A 21,388-nucleotide genomic window follows, 5' to 3' on the forward strand; every position below is an offset into this window, starting at 1 on the left:
TTGCAGGTGACGTCGCTTGGCTTTCGCTTCGCGGCCGAGTCCCAGCGTACGGAGACGATCTGCCGGGGGCGAGTCGGCTCGCTCCTGCGTCGCATTGCCGGTGGGCTGGAGGTGAGCGGGTCGCCACGCATTTAATGGGAGGCATGAGCGAGGCGAGGCATGCGGTGATCTTGTTGACGCGGGCGGGGTGCGGTATGTGCACCGTCGCGCTCGAGCAGCTGCGGGGGATCTGCGCGGACTTCGGGATCGAACCGCAGGCCAGGGACGTGGATGAGGCGGCGGCGACCGATCCGGCGCTGCGGGCCGAATTCGGCGATCGCCTGCCGGTCGTGCTGCTCGACGGGCGCGAGCACAGCTATTTCGACGTCGACGAGGTGCGGCTGCGGGCGGACCTGAGCCGCTGAACTCCGGCGGGAACGGTCGGCCCGGGGCACGGCCCCGGCGCGTTGTGTGGAAACTCACCGGCAGTTGCGGGTTGAATGTGGCGGGTGAGGCCCGGGGCGGGTGCGCCCCCGAGTGACTGAATTCACCGACTTTGTGCAGGGCTTCACAAGCGGTTACGGTGGTGACACGCAAACCGACTGCTGCAGGCAGCGGAAGCACCCGACCCCCGATGTGCCGATACCGGCGTCTGCCCCCGGCGTCGGCGCGGTCAGCAGCGAACCGGACACCTATCCCCGGCCGGACGAGGAGCCGAACGACGTGACAGAGCAGCATGAGACGCCCAACGGTGGCGTCTCCGGCAGAGCTCTGCAGAAGGACATTCCCCAGGCGACTGTAGCTCGGCTGGCCACCTATCTCCGGGTGCTGGCCATGCTCGCCGACGAGGGTGTCCTCATCGTATCGAGTGAAGAACTGGCTGTCGCGGCGGGTGTCGGTTCTGCGAAGCTTCGCAAGGATCTGTCCTTCCTCGGGCCCAACGGCGTTCGCGGTGTCGGCTACGACGTGGCCAAGCTGCGGGCCCGCATCGAGGACGTGCTCGGCCTGTCCGAGGGGCACCGGGTGATCCTGGTCGGCGCCGGAAATCTGGGCCGCGCGCTGGTCGGCTACGGCGGCTTCCGGCGGCGCGGATTCAGCATGGTCGGCATCTTCGACTCCGATCCGAAGATCATCGGCGAGACCGTGAACGGGCTGGCGGTGCGCGACGTCGCGGAACTGCATGCCGCCGTCGCCGAGTTGGAGCCGACGATCGCGGTCATCACCGTGCCGGACGCGACGGCGCAGGAGGTCTGCGACGAACTGGTCGCGGCCGGTGTGCAGAGCATTCTCAGCTTCTCGCCGACCGCGCTCGGCGCCCCCTCGTCGGTCGAGGTCCGTCGCGTCGATCTCGCGGTCGAGATGCAGATGTTGTCGTTCGAGCGGGCGCGCAGCGCGGAGGCGGAAGCACAGGACGACGCACACGACGTGGCCGCGGGCGAGACCGTGACCGCCGTGTCCACCCCGATCGGCCGCCGCGTGGCGGACCGTTCGCACGTGGGCGTGAAGCATTCGGCAACGGAGCCAAACAGCAAGGGATCGGTGGTCGCACCATGAGTGTGCTTCTAGTCGGTATTTCGCATCGCAGCGCACCGGTCGCGGTGCTGGAGAAGGTCGCCGTCACCGAGGACGACCGGCCCAAGCTCACCGATCGAATGCTCGCGTCCCAGCACATCTCCGAGGCGATGATCGTCTCCACCTGCAACCGCGTCGAGGTCTACGCGGTCGTCGACGCCTTCCACGGCGGCCTGGCCGAGGTGGGCGACCTGCTGGCCAAGCACTCCGGGCTGCCGCTGCCCGAACTGACCAAGCACGCCTACGTGCGCTACAGCGAGGCCGCCGCCGAGCATCTGTTCGCGGTCGCGAGCGGCCTGGACTCGATGGTGGTCGGCGAGCAGCAGGTGCTCAGCCAGATCCGCGCCGCCTACGCCGCCGCCGACGCCCAGCAGTCGGCCGGGCGGACGCTGCACGAACTGGCCCAGCACGCGCTGCGGGTCGGTAAGCGGGTACACGCCGAGACCGGGATCGACCGGGCCGGCGCTTCGGTGGTGTCGGTCGCACTGGATCGAGCACGGACCGTGCTCGGTCAGGTGGACGGCCGCGCTGCCGTGGTGATCGGCGCGGGTGCGATGGGCGGTCTGGCGGTGGCGCATCTGGCGCGGGCCGGGGTCGGCCACATCACCGTCGTCAACCGGACCCTGGAGCGGGCGCAGCGGCTGGCCCACACCGCGGCCACCATGCACAATGCGTCGGCGTCGGCGGTCGATCTGTCCGGGCTCGTCGCCGCGCTGGCCGATGCCGACATCGTGATCACCAGCACCGGCGCGGTCGGCTCGGTGGTGACGCTGGCCGACGCGCACCGCGCGCTGAACGCCGCGCGGATCGGGCACCAGATGGTCATCTGCGATCTGGGCCTGCCGCGCGATGTGGACCCGGCGGTGGCCGGGCTGCCCGACGTCACGGTGATCGACATGGAGACGCTGCAGCGCGATCCGGCGGCCGGCGCGGCCGCCGACGACACCACCGCCGCGCGCGCCATCGTCGCCGAGGAACTCGCGAAATATCTTGCGGGCCAGCGCATGGCGGAGGTGACGCCGACGGTGGCGGCGCTGCGCCAGCGGGCCGCGGAGGTGGTCGAGGGCGAACTGCTGCGGCTGGAGTCGAAGCTGCCGAGCCTGGCCGATCCGGAGCGCGAAGAGGTGGCGCGCACCGTGCGGCGGGTGGTCGACAAGCTGCTGCACGCGCCGACGGTGCGGGTCAAACAGCTGGCCTCCACGCCCGGCGGCGATTCCTACGCCGAGGCGCTGCGCGAACTGTTCGCGCTCGAACCCGGTGCGGCACAGGCGGTGGCGGCGCCGATGGAGATCGCGGCCCTGGGCGAGCTGGCCGACGACTTCACCTCTGGTCATCACAGCGAAGGGCAAGGGCACACGGCATCATGACCAACGCAACGGTGCAGGAGCACACCATGACCGGACGCGGCACGGCCCAGGCGCCCTGGCGCATCGGCACCCGCGGCAGTCATCTGGCGCTGACTCAGGCGGGCACGGTCCGCGACGCGCTGATCGCGGCCGGGCAGCAGGCCGAACTCGTCATCGTGAAGACGGCCGGTGACAAATCCTCCGATCCGGTGGAGAAGATCGGCGTCGGCGTGTTCACCACCGCGCTGCGCGACGAATTGGCTTCCGGCGCAGTCGATATCGCGGTGCACTCGTACAAGGACCTGCCCACCGCGCCGGATCCGCGGTTCACCATCGCCGCGGTCCCGGTGCGGGAGGACCCGCGCGACGCGGTGGTCGCCCGCGACGGCATGGTGCTCGGCGAACTGCCGCCCGGTGCGAAGGTCGGCACCTCGGCGCCGCGCCGGGTCGCGCAGCTGCGCGCCCTGGGGCTCGGCCTGGAGGTCCTGCCGCTGCGCGGCAATATCGACACCAGAATCCGCAAGGTCGTCGACGGCGAGCTCGACGCCGTGATCCTCGCCCGCGCCGGACTGGCCCGTGTCGACCGGCTCGGCGAGGTCACCGAGGCGCTGGAGCCGGTGCAGATGCTGCCCGCCCCGGCGCAGGGCGCGCTCGCGGTCGAGTGCCGCGCCGAGGACACCGATCTCGTGACCATCCTGGCCGCCCAGGACGATGCCGCCGCCCGGGCCACCGTGCTGGCCGAGCGGTCGCTGCTGGCCGAGTTGGAGGCGGGCTGTACCGCCCCGGTCGGCGCACTGGCCGAGGTGGTCGAGTCGCTCGACGACGACGGCCGCGTTTTCGAGGAACTGTCGCTGCGCGGGTGCGCGGCGGCGATCGACGGCTCGGACGTGATCCGAGCATCCGTGGTCGGCTCGCTCGCGAATGCGGAGCAGCTGGGCCGCTCGTTGGCGCGTGAGCTCCTGGACCTGGGAGCCCGCGACCTGCTCAGCGCTGACGACAGCGCCCCTTCAGACCTCAGTAATCCCAGCCCAATGGAGAACTTCTAATGAGCCGAGCCACCAAGAAGCACCCCGGTCGGATCCTGTTCGTGGGATCGGGTCCCGGTGACCCGGCCCTGCTCACCGTCCGGGCCCGCGAGGTGCTGGGGCGGGCAACGCTGGCATTCACCGACCCCGATGTCGACAAGGGCGTGCTCGCCCTGGTCGGGACCGCGGTGGAGCCGAACCCGGACGGGGAGCTCCCGGTCGACGTGCGCCCGGCGCTCGGCGAACCGGCCGAGGTGGCCAAGACCCTGATCGCGGAGGCACGCAACGGCCACGATGTGGTGCGCCTCGTCTCCGGCGACCCGCTGACCACCGATTCGGTGATCGCGGAGGTCAATGCCGTCACCCGCTCCCATATGACCTTCGAGGTGCTGCCGGGGCTGCCCTCGGGCACCACCGTTCCGGCCTACGCGGGTATCGCGCTGGGCTCCAAGCACACCGAGGTGGATGTGCGCGGTGAGGTGGACTGGGCCGCGGTGGCCGCCGCTCCGGGGCCGCTGGTGCTGCACGCGACCTCCGGGCATCTGGCCGAGACCGCGAGCGCGCTGGTGGAGCACGGCGCCGCACCGCAGACTCCGGTCGCGGTGACGGTGCGCGGCACCACCCGCCAGCAGCGCACCATCGAGGCCACGCTGGCCACCCTGAATTCCGCCGCCTCCGAACTGGTCGGGCCCCTGGTGGTCACGGTCGGCAAGGAGGTCGAGAAGCGCTCGAAGATGTCCTGGTGGGAGTCGCGCGCGCTGTACGGCTGGACCGTGCTCGTGCCCCGCACCAAGGAGCAGGCGGGTGAGATGAGCGAGAAGCTCGTCATGCACGGTGCCATCCCGATGGAGGTGCCGACCATCGCCGTGGAGCCGCCGCGCAGCCCCGCGCAGATGGAGCGCGCGGTCAAGGGCCTGGTCGACGGCCGCTACCAGTGGGTCGTGTTCACCTCGACCAACGCGGTGCGCGCGGTGTGGGAGAAGTTCGGCGAATTCGGCCTGGACGCCCGCGCCTTCTCCGGCGTGAAGATCGCCTGCGTCGGCGAGGCCACCGCGGACAAGGTGCGCTCGTTCGGCATCAACCCCGAGCTGGTGCCCAGCGGGGAGCAGTCCTCGGAGGGCCTGCTGGCCGACTTCCCGCCCTACGACGACGTTTTCGACCCGGTCAACCGGGTGCTGTTGCCGCGCGCGGACATTGCCACCGAGACCCTGGCCGAGGGGCTGCGCGACCGCGGCTGGGAGATCGACGACGTGACCGCGTACCGCACGGTGCGCGCCTCGCCGCCGCCGGCCGAGACCCGCGAGATGATCAAGACCGGCGGTTTCGACGCGGTGCTGTTCACCTCCTCGTCGACGGTGCGGAATCTGGTGGGCATCGCCGGAAAGCCGCACGCGCGCACCATCGTTGCCTGCATCGGCCCCAAGACCGCCGAGACGGCCATCGAATTCGGCCTGCGCGTGGACGTGCAGCCGGAGATGGCACAGGTCGGCCCGCTGGTCGATGCGCTCGCCGAGCACGCCGCCCACCTGCGCGCCGAGGGCCTGCTGCCCCCGCCGCGCAAGAAGAGCCGCCGCAGTCGCTAGTTCTGGAGCGGAGCCCGTCCGGAGTCCGGCGGCACCGGCGAATACCGGACAGGCATGCTCCGGCCCAGCCGTCAGCGGCGAGCCCGCATCAGGTCGCGGACCAGGCGGCAGGTCTTGTCGGACGGTGGGCGGATGCCGACGATTTCCGCGGTGCGCCGGATCCTTTCGTTATCGGCCAGGCTTGCGCGATAGACCCCCGAGTCGAGCAGTGCGATGGCCAGCCGCATCGCCTTGAGCCGGCGGTTGTGCGTGACGTACCAAGATCGCGGCCGCCCCGGCGGCAGCGGCCGCTTGAGCAGTGGCACATAAGGCCGATCGATGATCGTCGGTGCGGTAGCCACGAGATCCTCCCCTCGCCATCGGAACCGAACCTCGGCGACACCGGGCCCGGAACCATCGAACACATCTTCGATTCTACCTCTCGGTACCGACAAAAACCGCTGGCCACAACGATTCCGAGGTCTGCCGAAATCCGCCCGCGGAGCGGGGCGTATCGTGCGGTTCATGACCGGAATGGACCGCCCGCGGCGGTTGCGTCGTACCCCTGCCATGCGGCGCCTCGTTGCCGAAACCACGCTCGAACCACGGCAATTGGTGCTGCCGATGTTCGTCGGTGACGGCCTCGAGGAGCCGCGCGAGATCGGTTCGATGCCCGGCGTGCACCAGCATTCGATGGATTCGCTGCGCAAGGCCGCCGTCGAGGCGGTCGCCGCCGGTGTCGGCGGGCTGATGCTGTTCGGCGTGCCGCGTCCGGAGGACAAGGACCCCACCGGCAGTCAGGCGAGCGCGCCCGACGGCATCCTCAACCGCGGCCTGCGCGCCCTCGCCGACGAGGTCGGCGACTCGACGGTGGTCATGGCCGACACCTGCCTGGACGAATTCACCGATCACGGCCACTGCGGCGTGCTGTCGGCCGACGGCGCCGTCGACAACGACGCCACCCTCACGCGCTATGTGGAGATGGCGCTGGCGCAGGCCGAGGCCGGGGCGGACCTGCTCGGTACCAGCGGAATGATGGACGGCCAAGTCGGCGCGATCCGCGCGGGCCTCGACGCGGCCGGTCGCACCGACACCGGCATCCTCGCCTACGCCGCGAAGTACTCCTCGGCGTTCTACGGCCCGTTCCGCGAGGCCGTCGGTTCCTCGCTGCAGGGCGACCGCCGCACCTACCAGCAGGATCCGGCCAACCGCCGGGAGGCGATCCGCGAACTGGACCTGGATCTGGCGGAGGGCGCCGACATCGTCATGGTGAAGCCCGCCATGTCGTATCTGGACATCCTGCGCGACGTCGCCGACCGCTCGACCGTGCCCGTCGCCGCCTACCAGATCTCCGGTGAGTACGCGATGATCACCGCCGCCGCCCAGCGCGGCTGGATCGACCGCCGCGGTGCGGTGATGGAGTCCCTGCTGGGCATCCGCCGAGCGGGCGCGGACATCGTGCTCACCTACTGGGCCACGGAGGCGGCGCATTGGCTGTCGTGATCGGTTGGCGCGGTCGTCGTGGCTCCGTCTGTCGGGGCCACGGAGGCGGCGCATCGGCTGTCGTGAAGCAGTCGGCCCGCGCGGTCGTCGTGGCTCCGTCTGTCGGGGCGACCGAGGCCGCGCACTGGCTGTCGTGAATCAGTGGAGTCCACCGGGGCGGCCCGGCCTCGTGGCGGTGCCCGACGATGTCCGCACCGCCGGTCAATTGTGGTGGGGCGTGGTCGGATTCGGTGTGGTCCGGCTGGTCGCGGGTGCCATCGACCGCTTCACCGGGCGGCGCAAGCTGGCGGAGGACCTCTACGACCAGGTGCACGCCCAGCAGCCGCAGGCCTCGCTCGCCCAGGTCGAGCTGATCGTCTCGGTGATGCAGGTGCTGATCGTGGTGTTCGGCCTGGCGCTGGCGGTGGGCGTGCTGGCGGTGGTGCACCAGCTGCGCCGCGGCAAGTTGTGGGCGCGCACGCTGCTCGATATCGCGGCCGCGGTGTTGGTGTTCGGGGCGATCGGGACGATGGTCGGTCTCGGCACGATGAACGGCATCGCGCCACTGCTCGCGGGAGCCGCCGCGATCCTGCAGGCCGTGCTGGCCGGCGGAGCGCTGTTCCTGTGCCGCAGAAAGGAATCCGAGGCCTACTTCCGGTTGAACGGCCGGTGAAGTGGGCACCGAATTTGCCCCCGACACGCCAGGATGTATCGTGAGGGCAGTCACAGAGGATTTGGGAACCGGATGTCGTTGCTCGGGCGTTGTACCCGGGATCGCGTTACGCGGATGGCTCCGGAGGAGCGGAGGCATCGATGCGCGTGGTGATTCAGCAGCCGCAAAGCCTTCGGCGAGATGTGCTGGTTCTGAGCCTGCTGATCCTGTTCGGATTGCTCACCCTCGCCGTTCTGCTGCTGCCGGGAGCGGTCGGCTGAACCCCCTCGCATGAACGAAGCTCAGGCCGCGCCCGAGGCGCTGTTCGCGGAGCCGGGCGCCCGCTGGCGCACGGTCGCCTACGGCCCGCTGCTGTGCCTGATCATCCTCGGCTTGGAACTCGGGTTGCGGGCGCGTGACGTGCACTGGTTCGGCTTGGCGTTCTGTGCCGCACTGTTGGCCGGTTTCGTGACCCTGCAGGTCGTGGCGGGTCGTCGGCACGTCAGCGTCGAACTCACCGACACCACCCTGCGCGAGGGCACCGAAACGCTGCCGCTGAGCAGCATCGCCGAAGTCCTCCCCGAGCACGACGAGGAGTCCTGGGACGAGGAGGACTGGCAGTCGGCTCGGGCGCTCGGCGAACTGACCGGCGTGCCCCGCCGCCGCAAGGGTATCGGCCTGAAGCTGCGGGACGGCGGCCTCGTGCAAGCGTGGGCGCGTGACCATCGCGGGCTGCGGGTGGCACTGAACGAGGCGCTCGATCGGCTGCCCGACTCCGGCGCCACCGTCCCCGATGCCTCCGGTTCTGCGGCGCCCGGTTCCGCGGCTCCTGGTTCCGCGGCTCCTGGTTCCGTCGAGTCCGGCCCCTCCGCACCCGAATCCGATGCACAGGAGGACGCGCGGTGATGCGTCGGTTGTGGATCGTCGTCGATCTCGTGCTGCTCGTGGTGTGCGTCGGCGCGGCCGTGCAGAGCTGGCGCCACGGGATCAGTACGACGTGGTTCGCCGCGGTGGGCGAGCAACCCGCCTTCGAGGCCACCCGCTATTCCGGTCCGTGGCTCGGCCTGGCCGCATTCCTGGTGGCGGTGGCCGGTCTGGCCGTCGTCGATCTGGTCGCCCGCGGCGCCCGGACCCGCTGACCCCCCGCCGGAGTTGATCTCGGCGCGGCGGCCCGCAGCGGTTGAGTGTCGCCGGAACCGGCGGACAATGGGCGGTATGAAGCGCACAGATCTCGTGAGACGGACCGCCCTCGCTGTGCTGGCCACGGGAGCCGTCGGCGCTGCCACCGTCGTCCCGGCCGCCGCCGCACCCGCGGTCCCGGCGCCCGCACCGCCCAGTGCCCCCGCGGTCTCGCCGCTGGACGTGCTGCCGACCCCGCTGAACTGCCTGCTGACCACGGGCTTCGCCGTGTTCTGCCTCGGCGTGCCGCTGTCGTGACCCGCGGGGCTCAGTTCCAGCGCTGGTAGATGTCGAGCACCCGGGAGCCGTGCGTGCCCGGCGCGTTGAGGTAGATCGTCACGGTGCCGTCCGGGTGGTCGGCGGCCTCGTTGATCACCTGGCGGAGCGAGGCGTGGATATTGCCGTTCTCGTCGCGGTAGAGCTGAGTATCGGGCTGCAGCCCCGCGCCCATGCGGCTCTGCGGAATCACCTTCGTGACGAGCGCGGGGACCGGACCGTCGGCCAGGGCCGCGGTCTCGTCGTGCGAGAGGTTCATTCCGATCCGCCCCTGATCGGGCTGTGCGACCGGGGTGCCCGCCGCGGCCGTAGTGGCACCGCCGAGCGCGGCGGCGATCCCGGCGATGAGCAGGGCTGTGCTGAGCAGGATGGTTCGCATGAAATCCCTCCCGGCCGTTAGCGAGTCGTACCTTCGAGCCTACGGACCAGCAATCGTTCAGCGACCGATATCGGGAGAAAGACGTCCCGGCGTGTTGCGCTTCCGGGCGATTCTTGTGAGAGCTGAAGGGGGTGGGAGCAAATCGCGGGAAACGCCCCCGGCCTCGGTGGACGCCGGAGTGCGGTGTGCCGTGGCTCACCCCACTACACCCTGTCGTCGACCGGCCCGGGCACAACTGCGACACTGGAGGCCGTGAGTTCCTCTCCGCGCGCGACCCAGCTGCCCGTGCCGGTCTCCGCCAGCCTCTTCGAACGCGCCGCCGCGATCATTCCCGGCGGCGTGAACTCGCCCGTCCGGGCCTTCAAATCCGTCGGTGGCACACCGCGATTCATCGCCTCGGCGCGCGGGTGCACGCTCACCGATGCCGACGGCAACGACTATGTGGACCTGGTGTGCTCCTGGGGTCCGATGATTCTCGGCCACGCGCATCCGGCCGTGGTGGAGGCCGTGCAGCGGGCCGCCGTCGACGGGGTGTCGTTCGGCGCGCCGACCGAGGCGGAGATCGAGCTGGCCGAGACCATCGCCGCGCGGGTCGATCCGGTGCAGCGGGTGCGGCTGGTGAACTCCGGCACCGAGGCCACGATGAGCGCGGTTCGGCTGGCGCGCGGCTTCACCGGCCGCAGCAAGGTCGTCAAGTTCGCCGGGTGCTATCACGGCCACGTGGACGCGCTGCTGGCCGACGCGGGTTCGGGCGTCGCGACGCTGGGGCTGCCGACCTCGCCGGGCGTCACGGGCGCGCAGGCCGCCGACACCATCGTGCTGCCGTACAACGATCTCGATGCCGTGGCCGCCGTCTTCGCCGAGTACCCGGACCAGATCGCCTGTGTCATCACCGAGGCCGCGGCCGGGAACATGGGCGCGATCGCGCCGGAATCGGGATTCAACGAGGGCCTGCGCGGCCTCACCTCCGCACACGGCGCGCTGCTGATCATGGACGAGGTGATGACCGGGTTCCGGGTGAGCCCGGCCGGGTGGTACGGCATCGACGGTGTCGCGGGCGACCTCTACACCTTCGGCAAGGTGATGAGCGGCGGACTTCCGGCGGCGGCCTTCGGTGGCCGCGCCGACATCATGAACCACCTCGCCCCGATCGGCCCCGTGTACCAGGCGGGCACGCTGTCCGGGAACCCGGTTGCCGTCGCCGCGGGCCTGGCCACCCTGCGCAACGCCGACGACGCGGTGTACGCCGCCCTGGATCGCAATGCGCAACGTCTCGGCACGCTGATCACCGAGGCCCTCACGGCCGCCGGTGTCGCCCATGTCGTGCAGTTCGCGGGCAATATGGTGAGCGTGTCCTTCGCCGACCGTCCGGCCACCGACTACGCCGCCGTCAAGGCCACCGAGACCTGGCGCTTCCCGGCGTTCTTCCATGCTCTGCTCGATCGTGGCGTGTATGCGCCACCGAGCGCATTCGAGTCATGGTTCGTCTCCGCCGCGCTCGACGAGGACGCATTCTCCCGCATCGCCGCCGCTCTGCCTGCCGCCGCCGCGGCCGCGGCGGCCGCCACACCCGAAGGATCCAGCGCGTGAGCGAACCCGAACAGCTCGAATCAACCCCCGCCGCGAAACCGACGTCCGATACGCCCGCCGCCGGCGCGGATTCCGATGCGGCAGTGACCCTTCCCGGCGATATCGCCTCCGACACCGAGACCATCGTGCACGTCATGCGGCACGGTGAGGTGCACAATCCGAAGGGGATCCTGTACGGGCGGCTGCCCGGATTCAGCCTGTCGGTGGCCGGCCGGTCGCAGGCCTCCAGCGTGGCCCGCGCCCTCTCCGAGCACGACATCTCGCTGGTCGTCGCGTCGCCGCTGCAGCGGGCGCAGGAGACCGCGGAACCCATCGCCGTCCAGCACGGTGTGGTCGTGCGCACCGACGACAACCTCATCGAGGCGGGCAATACCTTCGAGGGCCTGCGGGTGTCGGTCGGCGACGGCGCGCTCCGCAAGCCGCGGCACTGGTGGAAGCTGCGCGACCCGTTCACCCCGTCGTGGGGCGAGCCCTACCTGCAGATCGCGCATCGCATGCTGGCGGCGGTGAACAAGGCGCGGGTGGAGGCGGCCGGGCACGAGGCGGTGCTGGTCTCGCATCAGCTGCCGGTGTGGACGCTGCGCCGGTTCCTGGAGGGCAAGCGGCTGTGGCACGACCCGCGACACCGGCAATGCTCCCTGGCATCGCTGACTTCGCTGGTGTACCAGGGCGATACGCTCATCGACATCGTTTATTCGGAGCCTGCAGGGGAGTCGGATCCACGGGTGACCGGGGCATGAGACGGGGGCTGCCGGTCCTGCTGGCCTGCGCTGCCCTGGTGGCCGCGCTGGCCGGATGCTCCACCGGCTCGGACGCGGTGGTCTCCGGCGGCACCTTCGACTTCGTCTCGCCGGGCGGCAAGACCGAGATCTTCTACGATCCGCCCGCGAGCCGCGGCACCATCGGCAAGATGTCCGGCCCCGACCTGATGACCTCGGGTAAGAAGGTTTCGGTCGACGATTTCCCGAATCAGGTTGTGGTGCTGAATCTCTGGGGCCAGTGGTGCGGCCCGTGCCGTTCCGAGGCGCCCGCGCTGGAGCAGGTCTACGAGCAGTCCAAGGACCGGGGCGTGGCGTTCCTGGGCATCAATGTCCGTGATCCACAGCAGGACAAGGCCCAGGATTTCGTCACCGATGCCCGCGTCGGCTACCCGTCGATCTACGACCCGGAGATGCGCACCCTGCTCGCCCTCGGCGGCAAGTTCCCCACCAGCGTCATCCCCACCACCCTCGTCCTGGACCGCCAGCACCGGGTAGCCGCGGTCTTCCTCCGCCCACTCCTGGCCGAGGACCTCCAACCGGTAGTCGACCGCATCGCCGCGGAGGCCCCCCAGTGAGACCCTCCGCCGCGCACCACGCTTCACGCACGCCCTGCGTGTTCCCGCACCCCCTCCAGCGCCCTGCAGAGGGTGCGGGAACCCATAATTGGTACGGGAAAGCCACCCCCCTGCCTGGAAGCGCGGCGGCGCAGGACACTTCGCGCACCCTTTGCGTGCTCTCGCACCCTCTGCAGAGGCATGCAAGTGGTGCGGGAACGTGCAAGGGGTGCGTGGACCGGGGGTGGCGGGCGTGAGTGTGAGTGTGCTTGCGGGGGTGGGGGATTCGTTTCAGGAGACGGCGGCTTCGGGGCCGCTGGTGCTCGCGCTGGGGGCGTGCTTGCTCGCGGGGCTGGTGTCGTTCGCGTCGCCGTGTGTGGTGCCGTTGGTGCCCGGGTACCTGTCGTACCTGGCCGGGCTGGTGGGCGCCGAGGCGCCGCCGGTGACCGCTGCCGAGGCGAAGGGCGCGCAGACCACGTTGGTCGAGAAGGCCGGGCGGATGCGGGTCGCGGGGGCCGCGGGGCTTTTCGTGGCCGGATTCACGGTGGTCTTCGTGCTGGCCTCGGTCACCGTCTTCGGAGTCATCCAGACCCTGAACGTGAATCGTGAACTGCTGCAACGCATCGGCGGGGTCGTCACCATCGTCATGGGGCTGGTATTTCTCGGGTTGATCCCCGCGCTGCAGCGCGACACCCGGATGCATCCGCGGCGGTTGACCGGCGTCGTCGGCGCGCCCCTGCTGGGCGCGGTGTTCGCGCTCGGCTGGACGCCGTGCCTGGGCCCGACGCTGTCCGGTGTGATGGCCGTATCCGCCGGAACCGAAGGCGCCACGGCCGTCCGGGGCGTGGTGCTGACCGTCGCCTACTGCCTGGGGCTCGGACTGCCGTTCGTGATCCTGGCTTTCGGGTCGGCCAGCGCGCTGCGCGGCGTCGGCTGGCTGCGCTGCAATTCGCGCACCATCCAGGTGATCGGCGGGATCCTGCTCGTCGCCGTCGGCATCGCACTGGTCACCGGCCTGTGGGACCAGTTCGTCGGGTGGGTGCGCAATGTATTCGTCTCCCAGGTGACCCTCCCGATCTGACATGACAGCAACGATGACCCCCGCTCCCGCCCCGGCCCACCCGCCCCGCCAATCGCTCCCGCGCCGCGCATGGGCGCTGCTGCGCAACACCTGGCGCGGGCTGACCAGCATGCGCACCGCGCTGATGCTGCTGTTCCTGCTGGCACTCGCGGCCATACCCGGGGCATTGCTGCCGCAGCGCAGTCTCAACGCGCAGAAGGTCGACAAGTACATTGCGGACCGGGGCACGCTGGGGCCGTGGATGGATCGGCTGCAGCTGTTCGACGTGTTCTCCAGCTTCTGGTTCACCGCGATCTACGCGCTGCTGTTCGTCTCGCTGGTGGGCTGCATCGTGCCGCGGGTGTTCGACCACTACAAGGCCTGGCGCACACAGCCGGTCAAGGCGCCGCGCAACCTGACCCGGCTGCCGCACCACTACTCCACCACCGTCGACGGGTCGGCGCAGGACGTGATCGCCGAGGCCCGCAAGCAGTTGCGCGGGTGGCGGGTCGTCGAGCGCGACGGCCTCGCGGACGGTGAGCGGACGCTGTCGGCGGAGAAGGGCTACGTCCGCGAGCTGGGCAATATCGTCTTCCACCTGGCACTGGTCGCGCTGCTCGTGGCGATCGCCGCCGGGAAGCTGTTCGGCTACGAGGGCAACGTCATCGTCGTCGCCGACGACGGGCCGGGTTTCTGCACCACCTCGACCGCGGCATTCGACTCGTTCCGCGCCGGGCGGGTCAACGACGGCACCGGGCTCACGCCACTGTGCGTGCGGGTCAAGGATTTCCGGGCCGACTACCTGTCGAACGGGCAGGCCGAGATGTTCACCGCGGACATCTCCTATCAGTCGGGCGCGGACCTGGCGAACGACACCTGGCGTGACACCACGATCCAGGTGAATCACCCGCTGCGAGTCTCGGGCGACCGCGTGTACCTGGGCGGCCACGGGTACGCGCCGACCTTCACCGTCACCTACCCGGACGGTCAGACCCGCACCGAGACGACACAGTGGCGTCCCGACGACCCGACCACCTTCCTGTCCAGCGGTGTCATGCGATTCGATCCGCCCGGCGGCATGTTCGGCAGCGAGCAGGAGCGCCGCAAGCACCAGATCGCGGTCGAGGGCCTTTTCGCGCCCACCGCCCTGCTGCACGGCAACCTGCTGACCTCGTCGTATCCGGGGCTCACCGATCCCGCGGTGGCGATCGACATCTACCGCGGCGAGACCGGCCTGGACACCGGCCGGGCGCAGTCGCTGTTCGCGCTGGACTCCGAGATGATCAAGCAGGGCCGGCTGGCCAAGGAGCAGCGGGTGAATCTGCGCCCGGGCGAATCGGCGACGCTGTCCGACGGCACCAAGGTGACCTTCGACGGCGCCAAGGAGTACGCGAGCCTGCAGGTCTCGCACGACCCGGCGCAAGGCTGGGTGCTGGCGAGCGCGCTCACGATGATGGCCGGACTGCTGGTATCGCTGCTGGTGAAGCGCCGCCGGATCTGGTTGCGCGCCTATCCGGACTCCCGCGGCGAGGATGAACGACGTACTGTAGTAGAAATGGGCGGCCTGGCCCGGACCGACCAGGCGGGCTGGGGCAGCGAATTCGACCGCTTGCGGACCCGGCTGCTGGACAGTGACGCCCCCACCGCGCGGACCGACAGCACGAGAGAGTGACCATGCCGATCGACGAAACTCTCACCGGATACAGCAATCTCGCCTTCAAGACGGCGTTCGTCATCTACGTCTTGGTGCTGGCGATGCTGATCGTGCAATACGCGTCGGCGCGCAGTAAGCAGACGGCCGAGCGTGAACTCGTCACGGTCGGCGGCTCCGGGAGCGGTCCGGCCGCACCGGGCCGGGTGGAGGCGCCGCCCGCGCGTTCGCTGCCGGAGCGTTTCGGCAATATGGCGTTCTCGGTGCTGTTCGTCGCGATCGGTCTGCACCTGGCGTCGATCGTGTTGCGCGGCTTCGCGACTCACCGGTTCCCGCTGGGGAACATGTACGAGTTCATCACCATGGCGACCGCCGCGGCCGTCGTCACGGGCATGGTCTTCATGCACGACCGGCGGTATCGCTCGATGTGGGTGTTCCTGCTGGCGCCGGTGTTGATCCTGATGTTCCTGGCCGGTCAGGTGCTGTACGCCGAAGCGGCCCCGGTGGTTCCGGCGCTGAAGTCGTTCTGGCTGCCGATCCACGTCACCATCGTCAGCATCGGCAGCGGCATCTTCATGCTGTCCGGCGTGGCGAGCCTGCTGTTCCTGCTGCGGGTCCGCCAGCCCGAGGGCGGCGAATCGAACAATGTGCTGGGCGCCCTGGCCCGCCGCCTGCCGGACGCCCGCACTCTCGACCGCCTCGCCTACAAGACCACCATCGTCGGCTTCCCGCTGTTCGGCACCGGCGTCATCCTCGGCGCGATCTGGGCCGAATCGGCCTGGGGCCGTTTCTGGGGCTGGGACCCGAAGGAAACGGTCTCCTTCATCGCCTGGGTCATCTACGCCGCCTACCTGCACGCCCGCGCCACCTCGGGCTGGCGCGACACCAAGGCCGCATGGATCAACGTGGCAGGCTTCGTAGCCATGCTGTTCAACCTTTTCATTATCAACATCGTGGTGAGCGGGCTGCACAGCTACGCGGGATTGAACTGAGCGAGAGACGGTATAGCTTCGGCTGAGCCCGGCCTGGGCTCGCTGAGTTTCAGTCCTTCTTGTCGATGCGGAACACCGGACAGCGCGGGGCTGCGGCGGCGAAGGCGTCCGGGTCGGCGGATTCGACTACGCCCGTCTTGACGAAGAATTGGACGCCGTGGGGGACCTCGCGGGGGAAGGCGCGGAGGATCGGGGCGCGTTCCTCGAGGGGTAGTTCGACCAGGGTGACCCGCTCGCGCTTGCGGCCCTTGGCCAGTTCGCCCCAGCCTGCGGCGCGGGCGTTCTTCACCCAGTCGGCGGTCTCGAAACCGCCTACGACATAGGTGATTCCGTCCACGGTGAGTGGCGATACCGGGGTGGTGCGCAGTTCGCCGGACTTGCGGCCCGGCACCGACAGCACCCGCATGGTGCCCAGGGCCAGCCCGGCCCGCTGCAGGGTGATGATCACCTTGTTGAACGGCTTCAGCCGTCTGCGCATCCGGTCGATATCGGTTCTGCTCATGATTCCTTCTCCTTATTCTTTTGCGCCGAAGGCGTTTTCGGGTTCGGGCCACGGCACTCCGCCGTGCTCGATGTCAGTGGCGGTTTGCCTCAGCCAGTCGATCTCGCAGGCACGCATTCGCTGGAGGTACTCGGTCTCCAGCAGCACGACCCGCGGCAGGCCGTCCGCGACGGCCTCGAGTTCCATTGCGGCCCGCTCCGACTCGGCCGCCAGGTGGTCGGCCCGTTTGCGCAGCAGTGCAGCTGCATCGACCGGTCGCAACCCCGCCAGGTGCGCGAGTCCGGCTACGAACCGCGGGAATTCGTTCACCGGCTCACCGATGAACTCGTTCATCAAGTCGCGTAGCGTGTCTCGGCCCGCGTCGGTGATCGCATAGATCGTCCGCTCCGGCCGCGCACCGGCACGCGACGTCTCCGTAGGGGTGAGCAGCCTCGCCCGTTCGAGTCGCCCGATGGTGTCGTAGAGCGACCCGCCGCGCATCTTGACCGTGTCGGCAATGCGCCGCTCCCGCATCGTCACCTTCATCTCATACGGGTGGCGCGGTTTCTCCGCCAGCAACGCCAGCACCGCCAAGGTCAGCGGCGACCCCACGGCCCGCAGCGGTCGCTCCATGAATCCTCCATATAGTCGAACTCGTTTAGTCGAGTTCGACTATAAGGCGTCCTGCGTGTATCGGCAAGGTGTGCTTCGGGCGGTTCGCCGGTTCACGGCTAGGCTGCGGTTCCATGCAGACGGCCGGGTCGCGCCATGTGTGGTACGCCGCATACGGCTCCAACCTGTTCCAGCGGCGGTTCGACTACTACCGCGAGGGCGGCAACCCACCGGGTACCACCCGGACCTATCCGGGTTTCCGCGATCCGGCTCGACCGCGTGCGAGCCGCCCCTTGAAGCTGCCGGGGACCATCTACTTCGCGTGGGAGAGTCCCGTGTGGACGGGTGGGATCGCGTTCTATGCCCACAATCCTGCCGGCGGGTGGCCCGCCGGCGCTGCCGCGCGGGGATATTTGCTGACCGCTGAGCAGTTCAATGATCTACTCGCGCAAGAGATGTATCGGGTTCCCGGGGCGAAGCCGGATCTGGATCTGGGTGAGGTGGTGCGGAACGGTGCGGCCCGGTTGGGGGATGGGCGATACGAAACCCTGCTTCACGTGGCGGATTCGGACGGAATTCCGGTCCTGACCTTTACCTCGCCGTGGGATCCCGAGGTGGTGGAGCTGAACAAGCCGACACCGCGGTATCTCGGCATGCTGGCGGCCGGGCTTCGGGAATCGCACGGGTGGACGTCGGCGCGAATTCTGTCGTATCTCTCGGAACTACCTGGAGTGCAGGGTTTTTGGGACATCGATCAACTTGCTGAGGTGGTGAACGGTAGCTCATCGCGTGGGGCATAGATGCCCCACGCGAGAGTCACTCAACTGACCTCGAGGACGATCTTGCCGCGGGCCCGGCCCTTCTTGCTGAGTTCCAGGGCCGCGGCGGCCTGGGCAAGCGGCAGCACCGTATCGATGGGGACGGTGAGCTTTCCGGCGTCGGCCAGGTCGGCTAGTGCGGTGAGATCGGCGGCGGAGGGCCGGACCCAGACGAGGTGACCGCCCTTGTCCCGCACGGTGCCGTCGGCGATCGATGCGATGCGCGAGCGGTCCCGCAGGAGTTCCTGCGACGCGTCGATTACCCCGCTCCCGGCGAAATCGACTGCGGCGTCGATACCTTCGGGGACGAGCGCGCGGACCCGGTCCGCCAGGCCGTCGCCGTAGGTGACCGGCTCGGCGCCGAGGGAGCGCAGGAAATCGTGGTTGCGTTCGCTGGCGGTCCCGATCACTCGGGCGCCGCGGGCGACGGCGATCTGCACGCCGAGCGATCCGACACCACCGGCGGCGGCATGCACCAGCACCGTGTCGCCGGAGGACAAGCCGACGCGTTCGAACGATTGGTGGGCCGTGAGACCCGCGAGCGGCAATCCCGCCGCCTGCTGCCAGGTCAGCGCGGCCGGTTTGCGGGCCAGCGTGCGCACCGGCGCGGCGACCAGCTCGGCATAGGTGCCGTGCTGTACCTCGTCGCGACGGACGTATCCCGTCACCTCGTCGCCGACCTGATATTCGGGCACGTCCTCGCCGAGCTGCTCGATGACGCCCGCCACATCCCAGCCCGGAATCAGCGGGAAATGCGCGTACATCATCGGGTCCAGGTATCCGGCCAGAACCTTCCAGTCCACCGGGTTGACACCTGCGGCCTTCACCCGGATCAGCACCTGGTCCGGGCCCACCTTGGGGGTCGGCAATTCACCGAATTCCAGCACACCGGGTTCGCCGTAGCTGTCGGCAAGGATCGCTTTCACATGTCAGCCCAACGCCGCATTCTCGCTGGTAATTCCCCATGCCACCGCGTGAGACCGGCGACACTCGGGTATTTGCAGCCTGTGTCCCGAGGGCCGGCGGGCTCGTGCACATCGCCGCCGCGGACCTGTCGCCCGAAATTCGGTCGCTTCGATCCGGCCGCACTCGTTAGCGTCACGACCATGGCCTACGAACAGCCGCTGGCTTACGCCCTGGGATTGGAAGGCGTTGCGCTGCTTCGTGCTTTCGCCGGGGAGCACGGGCGGGAATTCACGCAGGAGCGGATCGCGGAGATTCGCCGGTTGCTCGACGACGAGACGCTAGGCCACGGCGTCGACGTCGACCATGTGGACACCGTCGAAGGCTACGGAATCTGGGCCGAGACCTACGACGGCCCCAATCCGGCCTTCGGATTCGACGAGCCGATGGTGCGCGAGGTCGCGGGGAGCCTGCCGCCCGGTACGGCGCTGGATGCGGCCTGCGGCACCGGCCGGTCGGCGGCGGTACTTGCCGATTGCGGACATCGCGTCATCGGCGTCGACAGCTCGCCGGACATGCTCGATCATGCGCGAAAGCGATTGGCGGACGCGGATTTTCGGGTCGGCGACCTGGATCGGCTGCCGGTCGAGGACGACGCGGTGGAACTGTTGACCTGCGCGCTCGCACTGTCCCACGTCCCCGACCTGGATCCGGTGCTGCGCGAATTCGCCCGCGTCCTCCGTCCCGGCGGGCACGTGCTGATCACCGACATGCACCCCGAGCAGGTGGCCCGCACCCACGTCCCGACGGTGCGCCGCCCCGATGGATCGGGTGCCCGGGTACGCGTCCACCAGCATCGGACCGGCGACTACGTGCGCGCCGCACTGGCCGCCGGGCTGGTCATACGCCGTTGCGAGGAACCATCGCTGCCGCCACCGGCCGACCTGCCCGAACCCACCGCCGACCCCGGCCCGTGGGAGGCCTGGCCCTGGTCCCTCGCCGCCCTGGTCCCCGAGGCCACCCACGCAGCGAACACCGGAGTCCCCGCAGTCATCCTCCTGCACCTCCAACTGCAGTAGCCCACGCCCAACTTCACGCACGCCCTGTTCGTTCCCGCACGCCCTGCAGGCCCACGAAGGGGGTGCGGGAACCAGCAGAGGGTGCGGGAAAAGTGGGGACCGGACCCGGAGGCGAACCCTGTGTGAAGGGCTCGTGCTCAGAGGGGGTGCTGGCCGAGTTCCGTGTTGGCGATGCGGACGGCGTCGGCGCCCGCGGCCTTCGCGTCGCGGCGGTCCCGGTTCGGGGTTGCCTCCCGCTCGCGGTCGACCCGGCCCTGCATGCGCTCGGTGTACGGAGAGGTCGCAGGGCCGGTGCCGGAGGCCGCCTGCGCCGCCTCGCGCGCGGTGTCGCGGTCGCGGCGGTCCTGGCGGCGGGCCGCGGCCTGCTGGCCCGCCCGCTTTCGACGCGCATCCTGCGACATGTGCTCCTGCTCGTGCATCGGTCACCTCCGGTCGCGTAGGGACCGATTCAGTATGCGCCGGATCAGCCGATCGCAGGACCGTGCGGCGGAATTACCGCCCTGGCGTGCGGAATCGTCGCACAGGCGGTGTGCAGGGCGGCGCGGGCGGCCGCGATGGCCGGATGCGTGCCGGTGCCGCGACGATAGGCCAGCCGGGTGCGGCGGCGCGTGGGCAGCGGGGTCAGAACGACGTCGCCGGGCGATTCCAGTGCGCCCAGTTCCGGGACGAACGCCACGCCCTGACCTGCGGCCACGAGGGCGAGCACCGTGCCGAAGTCGTCGGCCTGGTGGCGGATGTGTGGCGTGAAACCCACTGCCTCGCAAGCTCGTACGGTCATGAGGTGACAGAGGGTGCCGGGTGTGCTGGCAATCCACAGTGAGTGTCGGTGTGCCACAAGCGGTTCGGTAGACAGTGAAGCCAGGTAGACCGTTTCTTCCAGGAAAGGTTCGGTGTCCAAGCCGGTTTCGGGTGCGGTGGGCACATAGTCGTATTCCTGCACCAGGGCGATATCGAGCGACTCGGCGCGCAGTGCGGCCGGTGCACTCACCGGATCCAGCTCGGAGACGAGAAGTTCCAGGCGCGGGTGGTCGCGGCTCAGGGCCACGAGCGCGGGCGACAGCAGCGTGCGCACCGCGGTCGGGAACGCCCCGATGCGCAGGATTCCGGTGAGTTCCGTTCGGGCCGTGGCGAGTTCGGCGGAGGCCTGTTCCAGCACCGCCAGAATGGTTTCCGAGTGTTCGACCAGGCGCAGCGCCGCGGGAGTCAGGGTGACGCTGCGGCCGGTCCGCTCCAGCAATGCCACCCCGGCCTCGCGTTCCATGGCCGTCAACTGCTGTGATACCGCCGAGGGGGTGTAGGCGAGGGCCTCGGCGACCGCCGCGATGGTGCCGCGCTGGGAGAGTTCGCGCAGCAGGCGCAGCCGCCGGACCTCGAGCATCAGTTCATCTTACGCTCGGCGGCAGAAACCTGAAATAGACGTGAATCCCAGGATCGT

General features: G+C 69.6%; 24 protein-coding genes and 1 pseudogene. 18 read left to right on the forward strand and 7 right to left on the reverse strand.

Annotated elements, in window-relative coordinates; genetic code table 11:
- Window positions 1-143: 143 nt before the first annotated feature.
- From NM1_RS30610 to NM1_RS30630, 5 genes are all read left to right on the forward strand, one after another.
- A complete protein-coding gene (locus tag NM1_RS30610) occupies window positions 144-404 on the forward strand; it encodes a glutaredoxin family protein (RefSeq protein WP_068027943.1) in 261 nt (86 codons plus the stop codon).
- 298 nt (window positions 405-702) lie between these two features.
- A complete protein-coding gene (locus NM1_RS30615; protein WP_068027946.1) occupies window positions 703-1,533 on the forward strand; it encodes a redox-sensing transcriptional repressor Rex in 831 nt (276 codons plus the stop codon).
- Window positions 1,530-2,918, forward strand: coding sequence for a glutamyl-tRNA reductase (locus NM1_RS30620; protein WP_068027794.1), 1,389 nt, complete (start codon window positions 1,530-1,532; stop codon window positions 2,916-2,918). The genes NM1_RS30615 and NM1_RS30620 overlap by 4 nt, the downstream gene beginning before the upstream one ends.
- A gap of 26 nt (window positions 2,919-2,944) precedes the next feature.
- Window positions 2,945-3,943, forward strand: coding sequence for a hydroxymethylbilane synthase (gene hemC, locus NM1_RS30625; RefSeq protein ID WP_068027952.1), 999 nt, complete (start codon window positions 2,945-2,947; stop codon window positions 3,941-3,943).
- Window positions 3,943-5,505 (forward strand): bifunctional uroporphyrinogen-III C-methyltransferase/uroporphyrinogen-III synthase, encoded by a 1,563-nt coding sequence (locus NM1_RS30630; protein ID WP_068027797.1) that lies wholly within the window; start codon window positions 3,943-3,945, stop codon window positions 5,503-5,505. Before hemC ends, NM1_RS30630 begins: the two co-directional genes overlap by 1 nt.
- A 71-nt stretch (window positions 5,506-5,576) precedes the next feature.
- Here the strand turns inward: NM1_RS30630 and NM1_RS30635 are convergent, their stop codons facing one another.
- Window positions 5,577-5,846, reverse strand: coding sequence for a hypothetical protein (locus tag NM1_RS30635; protein WP_068027955.1), 270 nt, complete (start codon window positions 5,844-5,846; stop codon window positions 5,577-5,579).
- A gap of 163 nt (window positions 5,847-6,009) precedes the next feature.
- Here NM1_RS30635 and hemB point away from each other — a divergent pair, with 163 nt between their 5' ends.
- The 5 genes and pseudogenes from hemB (at window position 6,010) to NM1_RS30660 (ending at window position 9,055) form a co-directional block, all read left to right on the forward strand.
- Window positions 6,010-6,987, forward strand: a complete 978-nt coding sequence (gene hemB, locus NM1_RS30640; protein WP_068027958.1) for a porphobilinogen synthase — start codon at window positions 6,010-6,012, stop codon at window positions 6,985-6,987.
- 133 nt (window positions 6,988-7,120) lie between these two features.
- The gene (locus NM1_RS30645; protein ID WP_068027800.1) at window positions 7,121-7,639 is read left to right on the forward strand and encodes a hypothetical protein; all 519 of its coding nucleotides are present in this window, start codon (window positions 7,121-7,123) and stop codon (window positions 7,637-7,639) included.
- Window positions 7,640-7,909: 270 nt separating this feature from the next.
- Window positions 7,910-8,377, forward strand: a pseudogene (gene mce1N, locus NM1_RS30650) (transport-regulating membrane protein Mce1N); the annotation flags it as partial.
- A gap of 143 nt (window positions 8,378-8,520) precedes the next feature.
- Entirely contained in the window at window positions 8,521-8,757 is a 237-nt protein-coding gene (locus tag NM1_RS30655; protein WP_147288957.1) for a hypothetical protein, read from the forward strand.
- A gap of 76 nt (window positions 8,758-8,833) precedes the next feature.
- Window positions 8,834-9,055 (forward strand): hypothetical protein, encoded by a 222-nt coding sequence (locus NM1_RS30660; RefSeq protein ID WP_068027808.1) that lies wholly within the window; start codon window positions 8,834-8,836, stop codon window positions 9,053-9,055.
- A 10-nt stretch (window positions 9,056-9,065) separates the two neighbouring features.
- Here the strand turns inward: NM1_RS30660 and NM1_RS30665 are convergent, their stop codons facing one another.
- Window positions 9,066-9,452 carry a hypothetical protein gene (locus tag NM1_RS30665; RefSeq protein WP_068027811.1) on the reverse strand — a complete coding sequence of 129 codons (387 nt, stop codon included), beginning with the start codon at window positions 9,450-9,452 and terminating at the stop codon, window positions 9,066-9,068.
- 252 nt (window positions 9,453-9,704) lie between these two features.
- Between NM1_RS30665 and hemL the strand changes: the two genes are divergently transcribed.
- The 6 genes from hemL (at window position 9,705) to ccsB (ending at window position 16,060) form a co-directional block, all read left to right on the forward strand.
- Window positions 9,705-11,042 carry a glutamate-1-semialdehyde 2,1-aminomutase gene (hemL, locus tag NM1_RS30670; RefSeq protein WP_068027813.1) on the forward strand — a complete coding sequence of 446 codons (1,338 nt, stop codon included), beginning with the start codon at window positions 9,705-9,707 and terminating at the stop codon, window positions 11,040-11,042.
- A gap of 134 nt (window positions 11,043-11,176) precedes the next feature.
- Window positions 11,177-11,782 carry a histidine phosphatase family protein gene (locus NM1_RS30675; protein ID WP_068027959.1) on the forward strand — a complete coding sequence of 202 codons (606 nt, stop codon included), beginning with the start codon at window positions 11,177-11,179 and terminating at the stop codon, window positions 11,780-11,782.
- On the forward strand, window positions 11,779-12,378 hold the full coding sequence (locus NM1_RS30680; protein WP_068027816.1) for a TlpA disulfide reductase family protein: 600 nt from the start codon (window positions 11,779-11,781) through the stop codon (window positions 12,376-12,378). Before NM1_RS30675 ends, NM1_RS30680 begins: the two co-directional genes overlap by 4 nt.
- A gap of 238 nt (window positions 12,379-12,616) precedes the next feature.
- Window positions 12,617-13,438: a cytochrome c biogenesis CcdA family protein gene (locus tag NM1_RS30685; RefSeq protein WP_068027960.1), complete on the forward strand. Its 822-nt coding sequence runs from the start codon at window positions 12,617-12,619 to the stop codon at window positions 13,436-13,438.
- 1 nt (window position 13,439) lies between these two features.
- Window positions 13,440-15,089 carry a cytochrome c biogenesis protein ResB gene (gene resB, locus NM1_RS30690; protein WP_068027818.1) on the forward strand — a complete coding sequence of 550 codons (1,650 nt, stop codon included), beginning with the start codon at window positions 13,440-13,442 and terminating at the stop codon, window positions 15,087-15,089.
- A gap of 2 nt (window positions 15,090-15,091) precedes the next feature.
- On the forward strand, window positions 15,092-16,060 hold the full coding sequence (ccsB, locus tag NM1_RS30695) for a c-type cytochrome biogenesis protein CcsB (RefSeq protein WP_068027821.1): 969 nt from the start codon (window positions 15,092-15,094) through the stop codon (window positions 16,058-16,060).
- Window positions 16,061-16,109: 49 nt separating this feature from the next.
- On the opposite strand, the gene NM1_RS30700 is transcribed toward ccsB, so the two are convergent.
- Together NM1_RS30700 and NM1_RS30705 are read right to left on the reverse strand one after the other, a co-directional pair.
- Entirely contained in the window at window positions 16,110-16,562 is a 453-nt protein-coding gene (locus NM1_RS30700) for a nitroreductase/quinone reductase family protein (protein ID WP_068027824.1), read from the reverse strand.
- 12 nt (window positions 16,563-16,574) lie between these two features.
- A complete protein-coding gene (locus tag NM1_RS30705; protein ID WP_068027827.1) occupies window positions 16,575-17,174 on the reverse strand; it encodes a PadR family transcriptional regulator in 600 nt (199 codons plus the stop codon).
- 113 nt (window positions 17,175-17,287) lie between these two features.
- On the opposite strand from NM1_RS30705, the gene NM1_RS30710 reads away from it, so the two are divergent.
- Entirely contained in the window at window positions 17,288-17,953 is a 666-nt protein-coding gene (locus NM1_RS30710; RefSeq protein WP_068027829.1) for a histone deacetylase, read from the forward strand.
- Between the two features lie 20 nt (window positions 17,954-17,973).
- On the opposite strand, the gene NM1_RS30715 is transcribed toward NM1_RS30710, so the two are convergent.
- On the reverse strand, window positions 17,974-18,897 hold the full coding sequence (locus NM1_RS30715) for an NADP-dependent oxidoreductase (protein ID WP_068027831.1): 924 nt from the start codon (window positions 18,895-18,897) through the stop codon (window positions 17,974-17,976).
- 180 nt (window positions 18,898-19,077) lie between these two features.
- Between NM1_RS30715 and NM1_RS30720 the strand changes: the two genes are divergently transcribed.
- Entirely contained in the window at window positions 19,078-19,953 is an 876-nt protein-coding gene (locus tag NM1_RS30720) for a class I SAM-dependent methyltransferase (protein WP_068027833.1), read from the forward strand.
- A gap of 137 nt (window positions 19,954-20,090) precedes the next feature.
- Here the strand turns inward: NM1_RS30720 and NM1_RS30725 are convergent, their stop codons facing one another.
- Together NM1_RS30725 and NM1_RS30730 are read right to left on the reverse strand one after the other, a co-directional pair.
- Entirely contained in the window at window positions 20,091-20,372 is a 282-nt protein-coding gene (locus NM1_RS30725) for a hypothetical protein (RefSeq protein WP_068027835.1), read from the reverse strand.
- 44 nt (window positions 20,373-20,416) lie between these two features.
- The gene (locus tag NM1_RS30730; protein WP_068027836.1) at window positions 20,417-21,331 is read right to left on the reverse strand and encodes a LysR family transcriptional regulator; all 915 of its coding nucleotides are present in this window, start codon (window positions 21,329-21,331) and stop codon (window positions 20,417-20,419) included.
- Window positions 21,332-21,388: the final 57 nt, after the last annotated feature.

This window comes from Nocardia mexicana NBRC 108244, assembly GCF_001613165.1.
Classification (GTDB): Bacteria; Actinomycetota; Actinomycetes; order Mycobacteriales; family Mycobacteriaceae; genus Nocardia; species Nocardia mexicana.